This window comes from Microcystis sp. M20BS1, assembly GCF_020245305.1.
GTDB classification, from domain to species: domain Bacteria; phylum Cyanobacteriota; class Cyanobacteriia; order Cyanobacteriales; family Microcystaceae; genus Microcystis; species Microcystis ichthyoblabe_A.
This window is the reverse complement of sequence record NZ_JADBUZ010000030.1, coordinates 44374-63082: the sequence shown is the minus strand read 5'-3', so window position 1 is coordinate 63082 and position 18709 is coordinate 44374. Positions and strand designations below refer to the sequence as shown.

The window sequence follows — 18709 nt, the reverse complement described above, 5'->3', positions numbered from 1 at the left end:
AATCCGTGTCGCCCTGCATACCCTGCTCGTGATCAATTACTGAGGGGACGGGGGCGGATTTTTCCCCTAGCTGTCAGGGACGATCTAGAAACTTTCTTAATTTTTAGGCATTATCCGCAACTTTTCCCTAAATATAGATTTGTTGATCTCCTGACAAAAACCTATGGGTGAAAAAAAACGAATTGGAATTCTCACCAGTGGTGGCGACTGTGCGGGTTTAAATGCCGCCATTCGTGCCGTTGTCCACCATGCCAGTGGCAATTACGGCTGGGAAGTGGTGGGTATTCGAGAAGCAACTAACGGATTAGTTAGCCGTCCCCCCAAAACCACGATCTTTGATATTGAAGGAGTCGATCGCCTGTTGGTGATGGGGGGAACAATTCTCGGTACTACCAATAAGGGGGATCCCTTCGCTTTCCCGATGCCGGATGGAACCCTGATCGATCGCTCTCAGGACATCATCGACGGCTATCATAGTCTGGGACTGGATGCCCTGATCGGCATCGGTGGCGATGGTAGTCTGGCGATTTTGCGCCGTATTGCCCAACAGGGAGGCATTAATCTGATTGGTATCCCAAAAACCATCGATAATGATGTGGGAGCTACAGAAGTCTCCATCGGCTTCGATACAGCTACTAATATCGCCACAGAAGCCCTCGATCGCCTCCATTTTACCGCCGCTAGTCATAACCGGGTGATGATTCTAGAAGTTATGGGTAGAGATGCCGGCCATATCGCCCTGGCTGCCGGTATTGCGGGGGGGGCCGATATCATTCTCATTCCCGAAATTCCCTACCGATTAGAGAAGGTCTGCGAGAAGATCCGGCAACGGCAGCGTATGGATAAACAGTTTTCTCTGATTATTGTCTCCGAGGCCGTGCGTACCGAAACCGGCAATCGCCTAGTGCAAAAGGAAGCCCTAGGAGAAGATCGTCTCGGGGGTATCGGTCGCTATTTAGCCGAAGAAGTTGCTAGGGAAACCGGGGCCGAAACGAGAGTGACTTTCCTGGGCCACATTCAACGGGGGGGTATTCCTTCTCCAATGGATCGCTTACTGGGGGCGGCTTTTGGCGTGGCGGCCGTGGATCTGATCGCCAGGAGGGAATTCGATCGCATGGTGGCCTGGCAAAATCGGCAAGTGGTCAGTGTTCCCATCGAGGAGGCGATTAAAACCTATCGCATCGTCGATCTCGAAGAAACTTTAGTCAAAACCGCCAGGGGTTTGGGTATTTGTCTAGGGGATTGAGATTAAATCTAGGGGAATCGGTGCGAGAATTAACCCTTAAGTAGGTAGGTGTTAAAAACGATCAGTTCCCCCCTTATCAAGGGGGGATTAAGGGGGGATCGAACCTAAAATCTATCTTCAATTTAATTATAACCAGCTACTTAAGTATCGCCCTTTCCCCACCGATTAAAATTACCCCTCAAATAAAGAAGTTATCTCACCATTAAGATAACTGCTGTAATTAACTTACGTTATGGTATAAAATTACAATATTTATTAAATTTTACCCTATCGATCCAAAAAATCTTTTTCTACCACAATAAACTACTTTTGAGCAATTAATTAATAAAATTTAATAAGTAGAAGCACAGGCAAAACATAAAGGCTCTTCGGTTTGTGTTATGCAATGGACGGGGGTTATAAGGGATGTAACCCTTATATAGAAAGGCATTTAGCGATTTTTGTCAATTGTTTTTGATCTAGAGCGAACTAATCAATTAAGTCTCTTACCAGATAAGGATTTAGTCGATTTATGCCCCCCTATCGAACCATACCAAGTAACGAAGAACCAACATAAAACCCTCTCAACTGACTGAATGAAGGGGCATTTATGGTATTTTTGTCAGCAATTTAGCCTACTTTTATGGTTTGAGTTTGCGTTTGAGGGTTGAAGCTGCGCCGAGAGTGCCGAGGGTTAATAAGCTGAGGACTGTAGAGGGTTCGGGAACTGTAGTTGAGATCATAAAGCTTCCACCATCCCCAGCAACTGTTAGACTAGGATTTCCCTGTAGCTTGATGTTCAAGGTGGAAAAAGTCCCCAATAACTCCACAGAACCGTAAGCGGAACGAGTACCAGTAGTCGGAGGGGGAGTGAAGGGAGAAAGACCAACGCCAGTAAACGGATTCGCATCGGCGATGATTTTGTTCGTGGTATCGACTGTTAAACCATCGCCACCACCACCGTTACCGCTCAATAAACTGAGTGCGATTGAACCATTGCTGGGATCGGAGAAATCATAGATCATCCCGTCAAGATTGGCAACGTGGAAGGTGGGATTGGTCACGGGCGAGCTAAACTGAATCGTTAAAGTCGCACTCTGGCTGCTTGCTCCTGCGAACATACCATAACCTACCCGATCACCTAAATTTTGGGATGGAGTATAGATGTTGCTGTAGCTGTATTGGGGAGTAGTATTATCGATTGTTGTTCCTGCCCAATCTGTCGGGTTAATGCCTAGAATCTGAAAGTTAGAGGAGCCACCAGCGAGTATAGAACCTGTAACGTTCACTCCCCCTAGGGTTCCCGCGAATGTTCCTGTGCCTGGTCCCCCAGGGGTAAAGGTATTCAAGTCAAGGAAAACTACTGCTGCTTTCGCTTGGGGGGTCGCGATGAGGATACTGCTTGTGAGCGCAGAGATGGATAACAATGAGACAAATTTCATTTTTTAGTGGTTTTAAGATAAACGTCGGTAAATATACACACTTCTCCCCCCCCCATTGTATTAAAAGCTACAATTTTATAAATCTTTACATTTCTCTCCCTCATGGCTGACGCTAGTATCTGCGCTACTTCCTTGTCAGCATCAGGATTTTCAGCGATTTTGGGATTTTCAGGATTATTGGATGACGATGTAAAATAATACACCACCAATGCCTGGCGATATGGAATCACTACACTCCGAAGGAAATGCGATCGCTAAAATATTGAAATGTTTCCTTAAACTGATTATTATATGAAAGAGATTGTTTTCTATTGTACCCAGTCAGGAGCCAGCCCCGTTGAAGATTTTTTAAATTCTCTGTCTGGAAAACAAGCTCAAAAAGTTGGGTTTTACGCTTAATTCAGGAGTTAGATTCTGTACCGAGTCAATACCTTAAAAAATTAGTAAATACTGATGATATTTGGGAAGTGAGAGTTCAGGTTGGCAATAATATATTCCGTCTGCTGGGCTTTTTTGGAGAAAGTGATTTAATCATTTTAACAAACGGATTTGCCAAAAAGACTCAAAAAACACCATCCCAAGAGATTAATTTGGCACAGCAACGAAAACGAGACTACTTAAACAGGAGATTCGACGATGAGTGATGTGGAACAATATATTAACAGAAGAAAACAAACTGACAGTCAATTTTCCCAAGGCTTCGAGTCTGGTTATCTCAGTTTCAAGCTGGGAGTTATATTAGCGCAGGCAAGAGAAGAAGCTGGACTGACCCAGGAAGAATTAGCGCGTAAGTTAAATTGGGATAAAGCAACAGTTTTCAACCTAGAAGAGAATGTGGAATCTGTCGGTATTTCTACTTTCTGGGAAGGTCGATTAATTGCCAAGCTAATTTAGCAGCCCCCACCATCCCGGCGCGATTACCTAACTCAGCCGTTAATACCTCTAATCCTTCTCTGGAACTAGGTAAAACCCGTCTTTCGATTTCTGTGAGGAGAGAGGGAAAGAAAAACTTAGCACTGGCACTAATACCGCCGCCGATAATTACCGCCTCTGGGGTGAGAACATAGAGTAAACTGGCGATACCAGCCCCCAGTAAACAACCGTAACCCTGCCAAAATTGTAAAGCCCCTTGATCGCCTTTTTCGGCCAATTCTGCCAATTGCTTCGGTTCTTTGCCAGTCATCCGGCGAATAGCTTGCAGGGAGGCGTACTGTTCCAAGGAACCCTGATTACCGCTATTGCACAATGGACCGTCAAAATTGAGGGTTATTAAGCCTAATTCTGCGGCCGTTCCCTTACTGCCCACAAATAAGTTACCATCGAGGATAATTGCCCCTCCTACTCCCGTTCCCAAAGTTAACAGGATCAAGTTTTGAAAGCGTTTGCCCGCTCCTAACCAAGCTTCTCCCAAACCGGCACAATTGGCATCATTGGCTAAAATTGTCGGCATTCCCGTACTTTCTTCTAACCAATCGGCCAGGGGAATATCCCGCCATCCTGCCAAATTAATCGCTATTTTGGCAATTCTTCCCTGAGCATCCGTCGGACCCGGCGCTCCCACACCGATGGCTTGACAACTTTTATCTAAATTTACTTGACAAATGCCTTGATGTATGGTATGGGCGACTTCTTTGGGTGTAGCGGGTTGGGGAGTGGGCAAGCTGAGAGATTCGAGACAATTGCCCTCCTGGTCAAATTTACCAATTTTAATAGCGGTTCCACCTAAATCGACACCTATGACTGTTTTCACCATCGGGCTTTCCTTGTTACTCTGGGAATAGGTAGGTTTATTATCACTCTTTTTGGCGGTTTTTTTCGCAGTTAGATGTGATCGAGAGGATAATTCGGCTAAACTGGCAAAACTAGCTCATTGATTAGCCCCAAATTTCTTCTATAGTTTAGATACCTGCACCTTATTTCCTGATTTTTACCCATTTTAAAAATGATGAATATTACCATCCCCACTCTCTACGATAGCGATTATCAGCTTTGGTTAGAAAATACTATCAACCAATTGCGTCAAGGCGATTTTCAATCGGTAGATTGGCAGAATTTATTAGAGGAGTTGGCAGATTTGGGGAAAAGTGAACGACGAGCATTAGAAAGTTTATTAACTCGACTTTTAGAACATTTACTGAAGTTAACTTACTGGCAATCCCAACGGGATTATAATCAAGCTGGATGGAAAAAAGAAATTCGCAATTTTCGGATTCAGATCAAAAAAATTCTTAAAGAGAGTCCCAGTTTAAAGCTCTATTTAAGAGAAATTTTGCAGGAATGTTATCTCGATGCTCGCAATCTGCTTATTGACGAAACCGAATTAGATGCTAGTATTTTCCCTTTGGAAGTGTTAGCTAATCTAGAGGAGATTCTCGATCAAAATTGGCTGCCGGATTGGGAAGCTATCAGCAAGGATTCTGAACAGTGCAATTAAGGAGTAAAAAATGATGAATATGACCATTTCAAATCTCTACGATAGCGATTATCAACTTTGGTTAGAAAACACTATCAACCAATTGCGTCAAGGCGATTTTCAAGCGGTAGATTGGCAGAATTTATTAGAGGAGTTGGCAGATTTGGGGAAAAGTGAACGACGAGCATTAGAAAGTTTATTAACTCGACTTTTAGAACATTTACTGAAGTTAACTTACTGGCAATCCCAACGAGATTATAATCAAGCAGGATGGAAAGGGGAAATTAGAACCTTTCGGAAACAAATCAAGAAATTACTGAGAGATAGTCCCAGTCTCAAACCCTATTTATGCGAGATACTTGAGGAATGTTACAGCGATGCTCGGGAGATAATTATTGATATAACCCAATTAGATGCCAGTATTTTCCCCGGGGAATTGTTAGCTAATCTCGAGGAGATTCTCGATGAAAATTGGCTGCCGGATTGGGAAGCTATCAGCAATGATTCTGAAAAGTGCAATTAAGGAGTAAAAAATCATGAATATTACCATCCCAAATCTTTACGATAGCGATTATCAACTTTGGTTAGAGTCCACTATCAACCAATTGCGTCGGGGGGATTTTCAAGCGGTAGATTGGCCGAATTTATTAGAGGAGTTGGCAGATTTGGGAAAAAATAATCGACGAGCGCTTAAGAGTCTCTTAACTCGACTTCTAGAACATTTACTGAAGTTAACCTACTGGCAATCCCAACGAGATTACAACCAAGCGGGATGGAAAAAAGAAATCAGGAATTTTCGCCTACAAATTGCTGATCTTTTAGAAGATAGTCCCAGTTTAAAGTCCTATTTAAGGGAAATTTTAGCAAAATGTTATCTCGATGCTCGCAATCTGATGATTGACGAAACCAGATTAGATGCCAGTATTTTCCCCGGGGAATTGTTAGCTAATCTAGAGGAGATTCTCGATGAAAATTGGTTGCCGGATTGGGGAGATATAAACAGCGATAAATCTTCCGAGGTGAACTAAAGATTAGCTTCACCTACCCGGTTTACAGACATTATAGTCCTCGTGAGAGATCACCGCTTCTGGGACGAGAAGATTGCCGTGGTCGCGACAGATGAGGCGATAATTGCGGGTAACGGGGATACTGATAATAAAGCGATCGTGTCGCAATCGTTTACCGTGGAAATCTCGATAATTGCGGTGATCTTGCAATCCTTGCAGGATTTCCCTAGCTTTAAGTACGACATTTTTCGGTAATTCCCGCAGATCGATCGGATCCTGGGAAAAAGTGGCTTCCCAAGCATTTTTTTGACGTTTTCTTTCTTCCCAAGCGGCATCTAGTTGAGCGCAATGATGGCAGACTTGGCCATAACCCTTGTGACCACAGGGAAACTTCTTCTTTCTTCTGGACATAATACCATCTGTCTGTAAGGCTGTGAGCGACTATTCAAGAGCGGTAAAGCTTGCTTCACTTTTGGCAGATGGAGAAGAAAGTCTTTACCCAGTGATTATCTATACTTACCAGCATACAGGGATCGATACCTCGTTTGGCCATTGACCAGCCAGAAAGTTGATCTTGGTTAGTTAGGGACTGCTGTCACCAACAGGATTAAGGCTGCTTAGAATAATTCCCATTCTTGGGTTCTTAAACGTTTGAGAATAGCTAAACGGCTACTAAAATAATTAGCACAGAGACGACTATAATCGGTTAAACGCAGGTTATTTAAGCTAATTGACCAAGACCAAATATAGGCCGCTTGGGTGAGATACTGAAGACAAGATAATTCACCATCGGTTAAAGGCACTGTTTGCTCGTAACCTTGGATAAAACTGTGGCGAATCTGGCGATTTAAGCCGGATTGTAGGGAAACTTGCAAAAATTTAGCGATATCAAAAACTCGCCAACCATAACCGCACTGATCGAAATCAAATAGGGTCATCTGATTATCAGGGGTGATATGCACATTACCACTATGAGGATCGCCCCAACAAATGCTCCAATAGGGAGATTCTGTCGGTAATTTAGCGGTTTCTTCCTCTATTTCCCCAATGGTTTCTAAAACACAGTCTAGGTCGCTCGGTCGTTGGTGCAGAAAAGGTGCGATAATTTGCAGGGAATCCTCGAGAAGATATTTGAGGTTGAGGGGATGACGATAGGCTAGGGGTTGAAAATCTGCCGTCACCCGATGTAAATTAGCTACGATCGCGCCTAAATGATAGGCTTGTTCTATATCTATATCCCCAATAGCAATTCCCCCAGGAGCATAGGGAAAAAGGACGGCGTAACGTTTCCCTTCCGGGGCATTAATTTCTAAGCATAAATCACCGTTTTTGCTGCGAATTGGCGCGGCGACGGGAACCTGAGAGCGATCGAGATAATCTAATAATTCTAGCTCGAAGTCTATTTCCATTTTGCTGCGCCAATGGCAGTGAGATACGCGCAAAATGTAGGGAGTTGTCAGGGTTTCGAGGAGATACACATCACTTAAACCCCGATGCCAAAATTGACAATTTTTCGGCATATCAATCTCGTAACGAGAAAAAACTAAATCTGCTAGGGCAGCGGGAGCCAGAGTGGAGTAGAGTGTGGGAAAAGTCCATTCTCCAGTGCGAAAATTGGCAGCGGGAGAACTAGAAGGCAGTAAATTGAGCGAAGCCAGAAAAGTCGTCACGGTTCCCTCCCGATGCAAGTGTGGACAACGCTCGCATCATCCTATTTTATAGGCCACATATATTACAAATCGGTTCGATCGCTCCGTATATTTCGCTACATTCCTCTGTTAATCAGTCTTTAAGTAGTCAGGCAAAATTAATTACCAGCCACAGAGGGCTGAAAGCCTTGCTAGACAAGGATCGCTATGGGTAAATAATTTTACCCAGATACTTAATATCCCCTACTGCCCGCTCTCGACGATTATTTTAAATGCCTAAAAGTTTAGCCTGAAAAAATATTGCTCATCTTGATTCTTCCTGACTGAGATGACGTAGTTTATCTCGAAAATAGCCAAAGCTGGGCGATCGATTAATGTCCACATTCATCTGAGGAGAAATATTTTCTGCCCAGACTGTTTTCTCTTGACCCACAGAAGCTCCACCTAACTTAGATAATTGTTTCGCTCCACCTCTGTATATAGCATCTGCCAGTTTTTCCCAAGTACCACAGATACTATCATTAATATAGGAATCCAAGATAGCACTTTTGGCCTGGGGATAAGCAATTTTTATGGCATTAATATCACCTAAATACCAAGCTTCTCCTTCTTCAATAGCAATACAGAAGTAAATTTGGGATTGGATAGCAGATTTTTCCAGACAATTGCTTAATTCCTGTCGAAATTTCCGAAAACATCGATTATCCAGATCGCAAACCACAATCAGTACAGCAGCATAATTATCAGAGTAACTAGAAAAAGTTTTATCATATCCTTGAATCAGTTTAGGTAGTCGCTCAAGAAGAATCCTTTTACTAGGATCGGAAACAGACTGTAAGTCTCTGGGAATATGACCACTGCCTTTATAGGAATGAACCCTAAATGTATGACCTGCATTCATGTCAATAATCTTAGGAATTAGAATATCAAGTGCTTTTTTTCCCGACAAATCCTCGACCAAAATTTCAAAGTGCATGACCTTATCTCTCATCTAAGTAATCACTATACCAAAGACTACCAAGGGGCAATCCTTCTGAGACGAGATTCTTAATTAAAGGATTGTCACTGGCCCGTTTAATCCGAGAAAAACCATCATCACCCTTTTCCAGAATCCAAACTTCTTCCGGCTGGAGAGCATCAACAAAATAAGGTTGATGAGTGGTGATAAAAATTTGAGAACTTCCTCTCTGTCCTGTGGCGTGTTTTCTAAATTCTTGAGCCAAGGTTTCTAATAGTTTATGGTATAAGCCGTTTTCTGGCTCCTCAATACAGATAAATGGCGGTGGGGAAGGGTTTTCTAACAGTAAGAGATAGGCCAATACTTTTAAAGTACCATCGGACATTTGCTGTACATAAAATGGGTCTTGGAATCCCCGATCATTAAATTTTAATAGTAGTCGATTATCGGGACTTTTTTCGGTGCTAATTTTTTCTATACCCGGTATCTTACGAGAAATACTATTAAGTATATTCTGAAATTTCTTGGAATGCTCTCTTTCCATAAACTGCACCACATTACCGAGATTATCTCCATGGATATTCAAATGTTTCTGGGGTCCGGCTAGGGGCAAACTTCTGGCGGCATCGGGAGTAAAATAGCTGAGATACCATCCCTCAATAAATCTTCGAAATAGGGAAATTCTCGGATGCTGTTTGAGAGAACCTAACGTAGCAATTCCTAGTTTGCGCTTATCATTCAGTTCCACTAACTCGGTTTCCTTGCTTTCCTCATCAGCTTCTCGTTGAATTTTTTCTATTAACTTAAATAAATCAAAATGGTCTTGACCTTCTTCTACTTGTTTCCCTTCTTCTTCTCCTTTCCAAACGATTCCTTTCCCTTCATCGAGGAGTAAAAATGAAAAAGGCCATCCGGTCTTTTGACCTTTTCTTCTCTGTCTGAGTCTTTCTTTTTTTACATAAGGTCTATTATCCGTATCTAGATCAATAGCTAACTCATAGGTAATTGGTCGGGAATTGTAATCTTCTTTATAGTAAATCTGAAATTCAATGCTTCCTTCCTGACCCTGGGAACGAAGACGCTCAAACCCGCCCCGACCTCGCGCATCACAAGCTTCTTCTACTCCTCCTTTAAGACAATCAGATAAAAAACCGAACGCATCAAAAAGTGTGCTTTTTCCCACACCATTTTTGCCGATAACGGCCGTCATCGGTGTCAGAGAATCTCGATTTTGAGTATTCCATAACTTGCCCAGGGTTATATCCTTGAGCGCTCGATAATTTTTAATCCTCAATCCCTCAATTCCGGCCATTATTTAGTCCCGTTTCTCATTACTAAAGTAATTTGAGCAATTTCTCCCCGGAGAATATATAGTATAGATTGATTCTAGACCAGTTATTAATAGAGTTCTTGCCTAATTAATTTTTGAGAGTTCAAAAATGAGAAAAATAGGCATAAAATTGCATAAAATCCTTAGATAGAGCATTTAATTGATTAATGCTCATTCTTAATTCTCCTGACTACTGACTACTGGCTACTGACTCCTCACCTAAGGTCAGATTTTTGATTTTTGCCAGAGGTCTAATTACTGACCCGATTCGATCGCTCCTTCGGCCTCATGGACAATTGCCCTCAATTGATCTAAAGTTTTCTGGTCCACCTGAGTCCATAATCCCCGTTGTTGAGCTTCTAATAATCTTTCGGCCATATCTCGCAATGCCCAGGGGTTTTTCTCCTGAATAAATTGTTGTACCTTCTCGTCAAATAAATAAGCTTCGGCTACTCCCTGATAGATAAAATCCTCCACCAGATGAGTAGTGGCAGAGTAGGCAAAAATATAATCTACGGTCGCAGCCATCTCGAAAGCGCCTTTATAGCCGTGTCGCATCACTCCCGCTATCCATTTGGGATTAACCACTCGCGAACGGTAAACCCGGCGAATTTCTTCCTCTAGGGTTCTGATGCGGGGATTTTCCGGACGGGAATGATCACCAAAATAGGTGACGGGATTTTTGCCGGTTAATGCCCGGACACTGGCAGTTAAGCCGCCTTGAAATTGATAGTAGTCATCGGAGTCGAAAATATCGTGTTCTCGATTGTCCTGATTGTGCAGCACTATCTCTAATTCTTGCAGTCTATTTCTCAATACTTCCGGTAAAGAATGGGCAGTTCCTTGGCTATCATAGGCATAACAACTCCAGTTAATATAAGCATTAGCTAAGTCTTGATCATTTTGCCAGTTTTGTGACTCGATTAACCCCTGTAAACCGGCCCCATAAGCACCCGGTTTGCAGCCAAAGATTCTGGCAGTAGCTCTCAGTTTCGCCTCTTTTTCTCCTAAGCCCTGATTTAGCCAAAACTCCCTCTCTGTCTTCACTTTCGCCGCTAAAGGATTAATTTTTTCCTCTTCCTCTTGACAAGCTACCGCATTTATGCCAGAATTAAGAAGATGTAGTATGCTGGGGAAACTGTCCCTAAAAAAGCCCGACACCCGAACGGTCACATCAATACGAGGACGGCCTAAGCTAGACGGGGTAAGGATTTCAAACCCGACCACCCGACGGAAAAAACCATCCCAAAGGGGACGAATTCCCAGTAAAGCCATGGCTTCGGCCACATCTTCGCCACTATTTCTCATCGTCGAAGTTCCCCAGATAGAAATCGCCAAAGTGCGGGGATATTCGCCATTTTCTTGGGTATAACGTTCAATTAGTGCCTCTGCAGCCTTTCTTCCCACTTCCCACGCGGTTTCTGTGGGGATTGCGCGGGTATCGACGGAATAGAAATTTCTGCCGGTGGGGAGAACATCGGGACGGCCGCGGGTGGGAGCGCCGGAAGCACCACTGGGGACGTATTGGCCAGCGAGACCTTTTAAGAGATAGGTAAGTTCATCTGGGGTTTGTTTTAAAGCAGGAATTAACTGATTTTCTAGCCAAACCAATTCTTTTGCCGTATTTTCGCCTACAGGTTCAATTTTCTGGCTAATTAAATCCTGAGCGAGACTTTCCAGATAAGTAGTGGTATCGTTATATTCCGTCAGGGGGTCGCAGTCGAGATGGAGGTCAAGGGCGATCGAACGGGTTAAACCGGGGCGGTCGGGACTAGGAGAACGGGCGATCGATTGGATTAAATCAATTAACTGCTGACCCTGGGGACATTGACCGAAGATATGTAAACCGTCGCGGATTTGTGCTTCCTTGAGTTCACAGAGATAACCATCCACGAGGGTGAGAAATTGACCAAAGGAGGCGCTAATCGTGCCTAGCTCTCGATCGAGATTAGTTTTCGCCACCAGATCGTTAATCCGCTCGCGAATCAGAGCTAAACGAGAAGGATCAAGAGATTCTGCTTGATAATATTCATCGATGAGGGACTCTAACTTTTCCCAATCCCCATACAATTCCGCTCGCGTCATTGGGGGAGTGAGATGGTCGATGATAACAGCTTGGGAACGTCTTTTAGCGTTGGAACCTTCTCCGGGGTCATTGACAATAAACGGATAAAAATTCGGCAGCGACGAGAAAGCGATTTCGGGATAACAATGGGGAGAAAGAGCGAGACTTTTCCCCGGTAGCCATTCTAAATTGCCGTGTTTACCGAGATTAATCACAGCAGTGACGTGGAATTCCTGTCGTAACCAATGGTAAAAAGCGAGATAGCTGTGGGTAGGTTCGAGGTCGGGGGAATGATAATTAAGAGTCGGGTCAAGGTCATAACCGCGAGAAGGTTGAATACCGATAAAGACATTACCTAACTGGATGCCGGGGATAGGAAAATCCTTGTCTGGATGTCCCCAACGGTCAAGCAGAGCGCTTTGATTATCGGGGGGAAGGGAGGAGAAATAATCTAGATATGCTTCTAGGGAGAGAGATTGATAGATAGGTTTTAATTCCCTTGTTTCCAAGTCATTAGTGATACCGGAAATCAGCAATCGCATTAATTCGTCGCTATGGTCGGGTAGGTCGGTGAGGGTATAACCTTGGGTTTGTAGTGCGCGAAGAATTTCCAAACCACTAGCGGGAGTATCTAAACCGACTCCGTTAGCGATACGACCATCCTTATTGGGATAGTTGGGGAAAATGAGAGCAATTTTTTTCTGGGAGTTGGGAAGGGAGGAGAGTTGACAATAGTTTGCGGTTAAATCAGCGACAAAATCAACCCGGTGGGGGAGGGGTTGATAGATAACTATTTCCGTTTCTAGTTTGGGATGTCGGGTGAGGACAGATTTAAAGGAAATAGCGCGGGTGATAATTTTGCCATCCATTTCCGGTAAAGCGATATTCATGGCCACATCCCGGGGGGAAAGACCTTGATAACCCTGTTGATAAGCTTCTAAACTGCTGCTGCTGAGGATTACTTGGAAGATGGGTTTATTGAGGGACTGCCAGAAGTGATGATTTTGTTTGTCTTCCGGTCGCTGGATAGAGAAGCTAGTGGTGTCAAGAATTAGGTCTGGGGGATGGTGGGAAAAGAGGGTTAATAGTTCCTCTTGCACTTCGATTTCCCGGAGAGAGGAGAGAAAGATGGGGACAGTTTCAATGTTTCTTTGGGTGAAAGCGCTGATTAAAGCATCGATAGCTTTGGTATTACCCGCGAGATAATGGGAACGATAGAAAAGTATCCAAGTCCGTGCTTGGGGTTGGGATAGGGTTGTCTGGGAATAGATTCCCAACCTAGGGACAACCCCAGGAGGAGAGGGAAGATAGTCGAGATGGAGACAGGTATGCGCGATAAATTTAGCAGCATTAATCCAGTTATCTATCCCTGCTTCCGTGAAATAGCACCATAACTGGTTAACAGTAGTCAGGGAAGCAGTGGAATGACTCATCAACTCTAAATCCGGTTTATCCTCTCCCGGGAGGACAAATAAAGTCGCACCGGTTTCCTCGACAATTTCCTTAACTACTTCCAACCCGTAAGACCAACTCCCCCGTCCCCCCAATAAGCGAAGAATAATCACTCTTGCTTGGGATAGTACCTTGTCCCCATAGTTATCGATACTGTATTGCTGCTGTAACTGGGATAAATTGAGGGCGCGAATTGCGGGAAAATTATCGGGTAGATGGTCGATAGCTGCCGCTAGAGTTTGAATATCGGTATCAGCCATGGTGAGGAGAACAATCGGGGCCGGATTTTGGTCAATAATAATCACCCCTTCGGTATCTGCTGTCCAACCACCCGCTTGGGGAGCAATACGATGCATAAATTTTGAGAGTTAGGTTAAATAATGATTAGGTTTTGAGAATCAGGGTCTCGATCGAGGGATCATTCCTAGGTAGATAGAGATGATTATATCTGTCTGCGGCAATTTAAAGAACAGGGAATAGGGATTAGGGAATAGGGGATAGGGATTAAGCAAAATCTTCACTAAAACCCCAACACCCTAAAACCCCAACACCTTACTGATGACTGGGGTGTAGGGAAGTGGGGAAGTGGGGGAATTTCAACTAAAACCCTAAAACCCTAACACCCTATCACCCTATCACCCTATCACCCTATCTCCCTATCACCCTATCACCCTATCACCCTATCACCCTATCTCCCTATCTCCCTATCTCCCTATCTCCTCCTGCCTCCTGCCTCCTGCCTCCTGCCTCCTGCCTTCTGATAACTGATAACTGATAACTGATAACTGATAACTGATAACTGATAACTGATAACTGATAACTGATAAATGAACGCTTCTCCCGCTTATGTTTACTGTCAAGTGTTGTCATCTACTCACCTCGAACAAATTCGTTCTTGGTGGGGACAGTTGGCAATACAGGTAACAGGGCCCAGGATTAGTCTCAGTGAAAGAGATATTCCCCCACAGACAGGGGAAATCTATCAACTCTTGCTTTCCACTGACCTACAAGCTTTATTGTTAGCCAGTCCCCAAGCACATAACTTTGATTACGAAGTCCGCATTAGTTTTGAAGCGAACACGATTAAAAGTTTTCTGCAAGGACTGGCCGTCAAGTCTCTCCACCAACCGAAAATTGAGCAGGGTTATCAAATTTTAAATCTGCCTCTATCCACTAATGTCAGCAGTTTTCAAAATAAAATTTTAGTCAAAATTCTCTCGATAATTTCTTCTCCGTCTGCTGAGGGGGGTTGTCCCCGCATCTTCTCCGTTTGTCAACCGATAGAAGCTGCCCTATCCCAACAAATCGAACAGGAAAGATTATTAAACCAAGTCATCACCCAAATGCGTCAGAGTCTGGAGTTACCGGTGATTCTGGAAACCGTAGTCAGGGAAGCGCGGGAGTTTCTGCAAGTGGACCGATTGTTAATTTATCAATTTTTCCCCGATACTGGTGAGGGAAAGGGGAAAATAACTTCCGAGTCGCGCATTTCTGACCAGATAAATTCCGTGTTAAATTTAACCCCCGAAGACGATTGTTTTTCCTATATTCCCCAATACAAGGAAAAGTATCGTCAAGGATTAATTCTGGCCGTGGATGATGTGGATGTTAACTATTCTTCTTCCTTCTGTTTGTCCGAATTTTTGCGACAACACCAAGTGCGATCAAAATTAATCGCCCCGATTGTGGTACAAGAAGAATTGTGGGGTTTATTAATTGCCCATCAATGTGTAGGAAAACGCCAATGGTTGCCGCAGGAAAAGAAATTTTTAGGTCAGATTGGTGAACATCTCGCCATCGCTATCTATCAAGCGCAATTATATTCCCAAGTACAGGAACAAAAAGATATTTTTGAGTGCCGGGTAATAGAAAGAACCCAAGAATTACAAGATACTTTAATGGCCGCAGAAGCCGCTAACCTCTGCAAAAGTGAATTTTTAAATAATATGAGTCATGAGTTATTAACTCCCCTAACTTGTATTATCGGTTTGTCCAGTACCCTGCAAAAATGCTCGGCAGCCAATAATTTTTTACCCCCCGACAAACAAAAACACTATCTAAAAGTTATTCAGGATAACGGCAATAAACTATTAGAATTAATCAATGACTTGCTTAATTTTTCGCAAATTTCGGCAGGAAAAGCTGTTTTAGATATTAAACAATTTTCGCTAAAATACCTCTGTAATCACGTTTTAGAAATTATCAAAACAGAGGCAGAAATTAAAGAAATTAGTCTAATTTTAGAGATGAAAATTGCCGAAAAAGAGCATTATTTTTACGCCGATTATGATCGAGTTCAGCAGATACTTTTGTACTTGTTAAAAAATGCCCTGAAATTTACCCCCGAACAGGGTGCTATCACGCTGAGACTGTGGAAAGAAGGCAGTCAGGTCATTTTTCAGGTAGAAGACACGGGCATCGGCATTCCTGCTCAAAAAATACCGCTTCTGTTTGAAAAATTTACCCAGTTGGATGGCTCTCGTAAACGTCGTTATGGTGGTATGGGATTAGGATTGGCTTTAACTAAACAATTAGTGGAACTCCATCGTGGCACGATCGAGGTAGAATCTTGCTTAGATAAAGGTTCCATCTTTACCGTCCGTTTACCTCAACAAAAGCCACCCAAATCTCAACCCCAACCCTCGGATCATAATCCCCATTTTAATCAGCACCATCCCACTATAGTTTTAATTGAAAGTGACGAAGAAATTGCCAATCTTATTTGTGAGTTATTGATGGTGGCACATTATCAAGTTATTTGGTTAATCGATAGTGTCTCCGCTATCAAAAAAATTGAGATCGTGCAGCCAAGTATTATAATTGTTGATCGAAAAATGCCCGATATATATCATCTCTGTCATCTCTTAAAAAAATCCAGCCAAACTCAAGCCAGTAAAGTGCTAATCTTGAATGATACCCCCGAAATCAGCGTTAATTTCCTCGGTCGTCATGGCATTGATGACTATCTCCTCAAACCGATTCAACCCTCCCTATTGTTGGAAAAAATCCGCTATCTAACCGCTTTATAAGTGGGGTTTGCGGCAAAAAGTTTTTCGGTGGGGGTGGGGGTGTGGGGTGTGGGGTGTGGGGTGTGGGGTGTGGGGAGAAACAATTCATAACTTGAGAGTTAATCACACTATTAAAAAGGGATTTGGTATCATTTTTGTCAATCTACTAATTTGGGATTTTTCAGGGGAAACTTTCTCCTAAAATTGGGTGTGTTACTTTCAGTTTTATCACTCAATCCAAGCTTTTGGGGGGTTCTACCCCCCAACCCCCCCGCGCATTAGGTTAACTGTGAGATGCTTACACGCGATTGTTCATATTTTTTTACCAATTTCAGAGTCACTGATAATTGCTGATTGTCGGTATTTCTGCAAATGTGGGATGCAGCCGGGGGCAGGGTGTGGGGTCTGGGGTTTTACCCATTTTCATCTGGTCAATGTTTTTCTTTTTTCTTCAGAAAATAGGACTTGGAAACTAACTATAAAATAGCTAATTTTCAAGTCCTTAATTGTAGGAATCCTAGGCTAAATTAGGATTCACTTTCGATATAGATAAATAACAACCCCATAACCACGGCTGGCATTAACCAACAGACGATTGGGATTAAAATCCAAGGCAGATAAGAAGCTGCGTAGGCACCAGTCATGTCAAATGCTCCTAGTAAAAAAATAAGGAAATGATAATCAGGTAGAACAAGGGTTAATTATTGATTAAAAACCCCGCGCATGATGCCATCAACGACACCAAGATTTTCTAGGAGGAAATAGGCCACAAAAGCGCCACCCATACCACCAATAAAGAAACCGGCGGCGAATTGACTCCAACCCTCGGAGGATTGCAGAGGATCACCACTAGCGGCCTTACCTTGGAAGGAGACAAGACCATAACTAGCTAAACAACCCGTAGCCAAGAGAACCATGGCCAAAGCGGGGATTAAGCCGCCGAGATTAGCATATTCCGAGTCTCTCAAGGGACCCAGGACAACCCAGGGACCACCGAGGAAATAACCGTGGGCCATACCCACTTCTAGACCGCGCAGAATCGGAGCTAGACCGGGACGATAGGCAGGTAAGTTACCAATAAAAGCTTTGGTAAAACCAGAAGCGGAAATGGGGGTAGCTAGATGACCAATGAACGGATCATCATTGTAGGGTGTCACCACCTGTTTGTATCCAGTTTCAGCCATTGTGTTTGAGTTCTCCTTTTTCCGATCAACAGGAAAATTGATCATAAAACTTTAAGATTACACTTTAGGCCTAAGAATTACTTCAAGCAACCCCATCGATCGAGTTTTCAAGGGTTGACGGCTGAAACTCTCACAATTCGTTACATTTCTCTGAGGAGACGGGGGAGTGGGGAGCTTTGTTTCAGTGTTGCCAAAGGCACGGCGTAGCCGTCCAGTAAACAGTAATCAGTGAACTGAAAACTCACATCTGATACTAAATCCGTTGAGTATAGGCTACATATCAGGATAGGCAAGAGGCAAGGGGCAAGGGGCAAAAGGAGGAATAGATAATCAGTCTTTAATAACTGGATTTAGTATGATATAGCCTTTTTCAGTCTGCTGAGCTACAAAAGTTATGGGTTTTAGGCACTCATGCACTCATGCAAGAGGCAAAAGGGAAGAAAAATAGGTGTACCTCACTAGCTTAGGAAACGCTATAACTGCTCACTGATAACTGCTCACCGATAACTGCTCACTGATTAAGGGATAATCAACACTGGACAGGGGGCAAGGTTAATAACTTTGGTGGTGACGCTTTCGGACACACCTTCGCTAGTTAATCCTAAACCGCGACAACCCATAACAATCAGGTGAGCATTAATTTCATCGGCCACATCACAGATGACAAAAGAAGGCATTCCCTCCCTTTCAATCATTTCCGCCTTGATGCCAGCTTGGGCGAAAATGGCCTGTGCCGATTGTAACAATCTATCCACCGCTTCGATCGAACTCATCTTATCGTCGGCGGCAATTTCTCCGGTGGGTGTCGTTTCCACCACCGACAACAGCACCAAACGACTGTCAAAGATTTTGACTAATTCGATCACACTACTGGTAGCGTCACGACTTTCGCGGCTGTGGTCGATGGGAAATAAAATCGTCTCAAACATAATTAGCAAGTCTCTCCAATCAAATTTTTCTGGGCAAATCAGTCTTG

General features: G+C 43.4%; 18 protein-coding genes. 7 read left to right on the top strand and 11 right to left on the bottom strand.

What is annotated here, in order from left to right; translation table 11 throughout:
* The first annotated feature begins 163 nt into the window (after window positions 1–163).
* Complete coding sequence (locus tag IM507_RS03145; protein ID WP_002735114.1) at window positions 164–1246, top strand: ATP-dependent 6-phosphofructokinase; 1083 nt, start codon at window positions 164–166, stop codon at window positions 1244–1246.
* Between the two features lie 620 nt (window positions 1247–1866).
* On the opposite strand, the gene IM507_RS03140 is transcribed toward IM507_RS03145, so the two are convergent.
* On the bottom strand, window positions 1867–2667 hold the full coding sequence (locus tag IM507_RS03140) for a PEP-CTERM sorting domain-containing protein (RefSeq protein ID WP_069473883.1): 801 nt from the start codon (window positions 2665–2667) through the stop codon (window positions 1867–1869).
* Entirely contained in the window at window positions 2664–2897 is a 234-nt protein-coding gene (locus tag IM507_RS03135; protein WP_148045342.1) for a hypothetical protein, read from the bottom strand. The genes IM507_RS03140 and IM507_RS03135 overlap by 4 nt, the downstream gene beginning before the upstream one ends.
* A 168-nt stretch (window positions 2898–3065) precedes the next feature.
* Here IM507_RS03135 and IM507_RS03130 point away from each other — a divergent pair, with 168 nt between their 5' ends.
* A complete protein-coding gene (locus tag IM507_RS03130; RefSeq protein ID WP_259679074.1) occupies window positions 3066–3311 on the top strand; it encodes a type II toxin-antitoxin system RelE/ParE family toxin in 246 nt (81 codons plus the stop codon).
* On the top strand, window positions 3304–3561 hold the full coding sequence (locus IM507_RS03125) for a helix-turn-helix domain-containing protein (protein ID WP_002736118.1): 258 nt from the start codon (window positions 3304–3306) through the stop codon (window positions 3559–3561). Before IM507_RS03130 ends, IM507_RS03125 begins: the two co-directional genes overlap by 8 nt.
* On the opposite strand, the gene IM507_RS03120 is transcribed toward IM507_RS03125, so the two are convergent.
* A complete protein-coding gene (locus IM507_RS03120; protein ID WP_004162188.1) occupies window positions 3521–4420 on the bottom strand; it encodes an ROK family protein in 900 nt (299 codons plus the stop codon). The two genes, IM507_RS03125 and IM507_RS03120, sit on opposite strands and share 41 nt — an antisense overlap.
* Window positions 4421–4609: 189 nt before the next feature.
* On the opposite strand from IM507_RS03120, the gene IM507_RS03115 reads away from it, so the two are divergent.
* Genes IM507_RS03115 through IM507_RS03105 form a run of 3 tightly spaced genes read left to right on the top strand, consistent with a single transcriptional unit; the run spans window position 4610 to window position 6108 of the window.
* Window positions 4610–5101 carry a DUF29 domain-containing protein gene (locus tag IM507_RS03115; protein ID WP_042790600.1) on the top strand — a complete coding sequence of 164 codons (492 nt, stop codon included), beginning with the start codon at window positions 4610–4612 and terminating at the stop codon, window positions 5099–5101.
* A gap of 10 nt (window positions 5102–5111) precedes the next feature.
* Window positions 5112–5603: a DUF29 domain-containing protein gene (locus IM507_RS03110; protein ID WP_069473880.1), complete on the top strand. Its 492-nt coding sequence runs from the start codon at window positions 5112–5114 to the stop codon at window positions 5601–5603.
* Window positions 5604–5616: 13 nt separating this feature from the next.
* The gene (locus IM507_RS03105) at window positions 5617–6108 is read left to right on the top strand and encodes a DUF29 domain-containing protein (RefSeq protein WP_002736970.1); all 492 of its coding nucleotides are present in this window, start codon (window positions 5617–5619) and stop codon (window positions 6106–6108) included.
* A 9-nt stretch (window positions 6109–6117) separates the two neighbouring features.
* Here IM507_RS03105 and IM507_RS03100 read toward each other — a convergent pair whose 3' ends face one another.
* The 5 genes from IM507_RS03100 to cobN form a co-directional block, all read right to left on the bottom strand.
* The gene (locus IM507_RS03100) at window positions 6118–6498 is read right to left on the bottom strand and encodes a DUF7682 family zinc-binding protein (protein ID WP_002735921.1); all 381 of its coding nucleotides are present in this window, start codon (window positions 6496–6498) and stop codon (window positions 6118–6120) included.
* Between the two features lie 206 nt (window positions 6499–6704).
* Window positions 6705–7757 (bottom strand): phosphotransferase enzyme family protein, encoded by a 1053-nt coding sequence (locus IM507_RS03095; RefSeq protein WP_042790604.1) that lies wholly within the window; start codon window positions 7755–7757, stop codon window positions 6705–6707.
* Window positions 7758–8040: 283 nt separating this feature from the next.
* Complete coding sequence (locus IM507_RS03090) at window positions 8041–8712, bottom strand: DUF4276 family protein (protein WP_002736813.1); 672 nt, start codon at window positions 8710–8712, stop codon at window positions 8041–8043.
* Between the two features lie 4 nt (window positions 8713–8716).
* A complete protein-coding gene (locus tag IM507_RS03085) occupies window positions 8717–10006 on the bottom strand; it encodes an AAA family ATPase (protein WP_287636551.1) in 1290 nt (429 codons plus the stop codon).
* A 273-nt stretch (window positions 10007–10279) separates the two neighbouring features.
* On the bottom strand, window positions 10280–13897 hold the full coding sequence (gene cobN / locus IM507_RS03080; RefSeq protein ID WP_002736989.1) for a cobaltochelatase subunit CobN: 3618 nt from the start codon (window positions 13895–13897) through the stop codon (window positions 10280–10282).
* 471 nt (window positions 13898–14368) lie between these two features.
* On the opposite strand from cobN, the gene IM507_RS03075 reads away from it, so the two are divergent.
* Window positions 14369–16570: a hybrid sensor histidine kinase/response regulator gene (locus IM507_RS03075; protein WP_287636549.1), complete on the top strand. Its 2202-nt coding sequence runs from the start codon at window positions 14369–14371 to the stop codon at window positions 16568–16570.
* A gap of 506 nt (window positions 16571–17076) precedes the next feature.
* On the opposite strand, the gene IM507_RS03070 is transcribed toward IM507_RS03075, so the two are convergent.
* The 3 genes from IM507_RS03070 to IM507_RS03060 all read right to left on the bottom strand — a co-directional run bounded on the left by IM507_RS03070 (window position 17077) and on the right by IM507_RS03060 (window position 18662).
* Window positions 17077–17193, bottom strand: a complete 117-nt coding sequence (locus tag IM507_RS03070; protein ID WP_002737043.1) for a photosystem I reaction center subunit VIII — start codon at window positions 17191–17193, stop codon at window positions 17077–17079.
* 57 nt (window positions 17194–17250) lie between these two features.
* The gene (locus IM507_RS03065) at window positions 17251–17733 is read right to left on the bottom strand and encodes a photosystem I reaction center protein subunit XI (protein WP_002737469.1); all 483 of its coding nucleotides are present in this window, start codon (window positions 17731–17733) and stop codon (window positions 17251–17253) included.
* Between the two features lie 518 nt (window positions 17734–18251).
* On the bottom strand, window positions 18252–18662 hold the full coding sequence (locus IM507_RS03060; protein WP_016516027.1) for a universal stress protein: 411 nt from the start codon (window positions 18660–18662) through the stop codon (window positions 18252–18254).
* Window positions 18663–18709 lie beyond the last annotated feature (47 nt).

What these genes read in the sequence shown, in the direction of transcription:
- IM507_RS03120 (WP_004162188.1), bottom strand. Translation starts at nt 4,420, where the DNA reads ATGGTGAAAACAGTCATAGGTGTCGATTTAGGTGGAACCGCTATTAAA.
- IM507_RS03060 (WP_016516027.1), bottom strand. Translation starts at nt 18,662, where the DNA reads ATGTTTGAGACGATTTTATTTCCCATCGACCACAGCCGCGAAAGTCGT.
- IM507_RS03105 (WP_002736970.1), top strand. Translation starts at nt 5,617, where the DNA reads ATGAATATTACCATCCCAAATCTTTACGATAGCGATTATCAACTTTGG.
- IM507_RS03065 (WP_002737469.1), bottom strand. Translation starts at nt 17,733, where the DNA reads ATGGCTGAAACTGGATACAAACAGGTGGTGACACCCTACAATGATGAT.
- IM507_RS03070 (WP_002737043.1), bottom strand. Translation starts at nt 17,193, where the DNA reads ATGACTGGTGCCTACGCAGCTTCTTATCTGCCTTGGATTTTAATCCCA.
- IM507_RS03115 (WP_042790600.1), top strand. Translation starts at nt 4,610, where the DNA reads ATGATGAATATTACCATCCCCACTCTCTACGATAGCGATTATCAGCTT.
- IM507_RS03110 (WP_069473880.1), top strand. Translation starts at nt 5,112, where the DNA reads ATGATGAATATGACCATTTCAAATCTCTACGATAGCGATTATCAACTT.
- IM507_RS03140 (WP_069473883.1), bottom strand. Translation starts at nt 2,667, where the DNA reads ATGAAATTTGTCTCATTGTTATCCATCTCTGCGCTCACAAGCAGTATC.
- IM507_RS03145 (WP_002735114.1), top strand. Translation starts at nt 164, where the DNA reads ATGGGTGAAAAAAAACGAATTGGAATTCTCACCAGTGGTGGCGACTGT.
- IM507_RS03085 (WP_287636551.1), bottom strand. Translation starts at nt 10,006, where the DNA reads ATGGCCGGAATTGAGGGATTGAGGATTAAAAATTATCGAGCGCTCAAG.
- IM507_RS03075 (WP_287636549.1), top strand. Translation starts at nt 14,369, where the DNA reads ATGAACGCTTCTCCCGCTTATGTTTACTGTCAAGTGTTGTCATCTACT.
- IM507_RS03090 (WP_002736813.1), bottom strand. Translation starts at nt 8,712, where the DNA reads ATGCACTTTGAAATTTTGGTCGAGGATTTGTCGGGAAAAAAAGCACTT.
- IM507_RS03125 (WP_002736118.1), top strand. Translation starts at nt 3,304, where the DNA reads ATGAGTGATGTGGAACAATATATTAACAGAAGAAAACAAACTGACAGT.
- IM507_RS03100 (WP_002735921.1), bottom strand. Translation starts at nt 6,498, where the DNA reads ATGTCCAGAAGAAAGAAGAAGTTTCCCTGTGGTCACAAGGGTTATGGC.
- cobN (WP_002736989.1), bottom strand. Translation starts at nt 13,897, where the DNA reads ATGCATCGTATTGCTCCCCAAGCGGGTGGTTGGACAGCAGATACCGAA.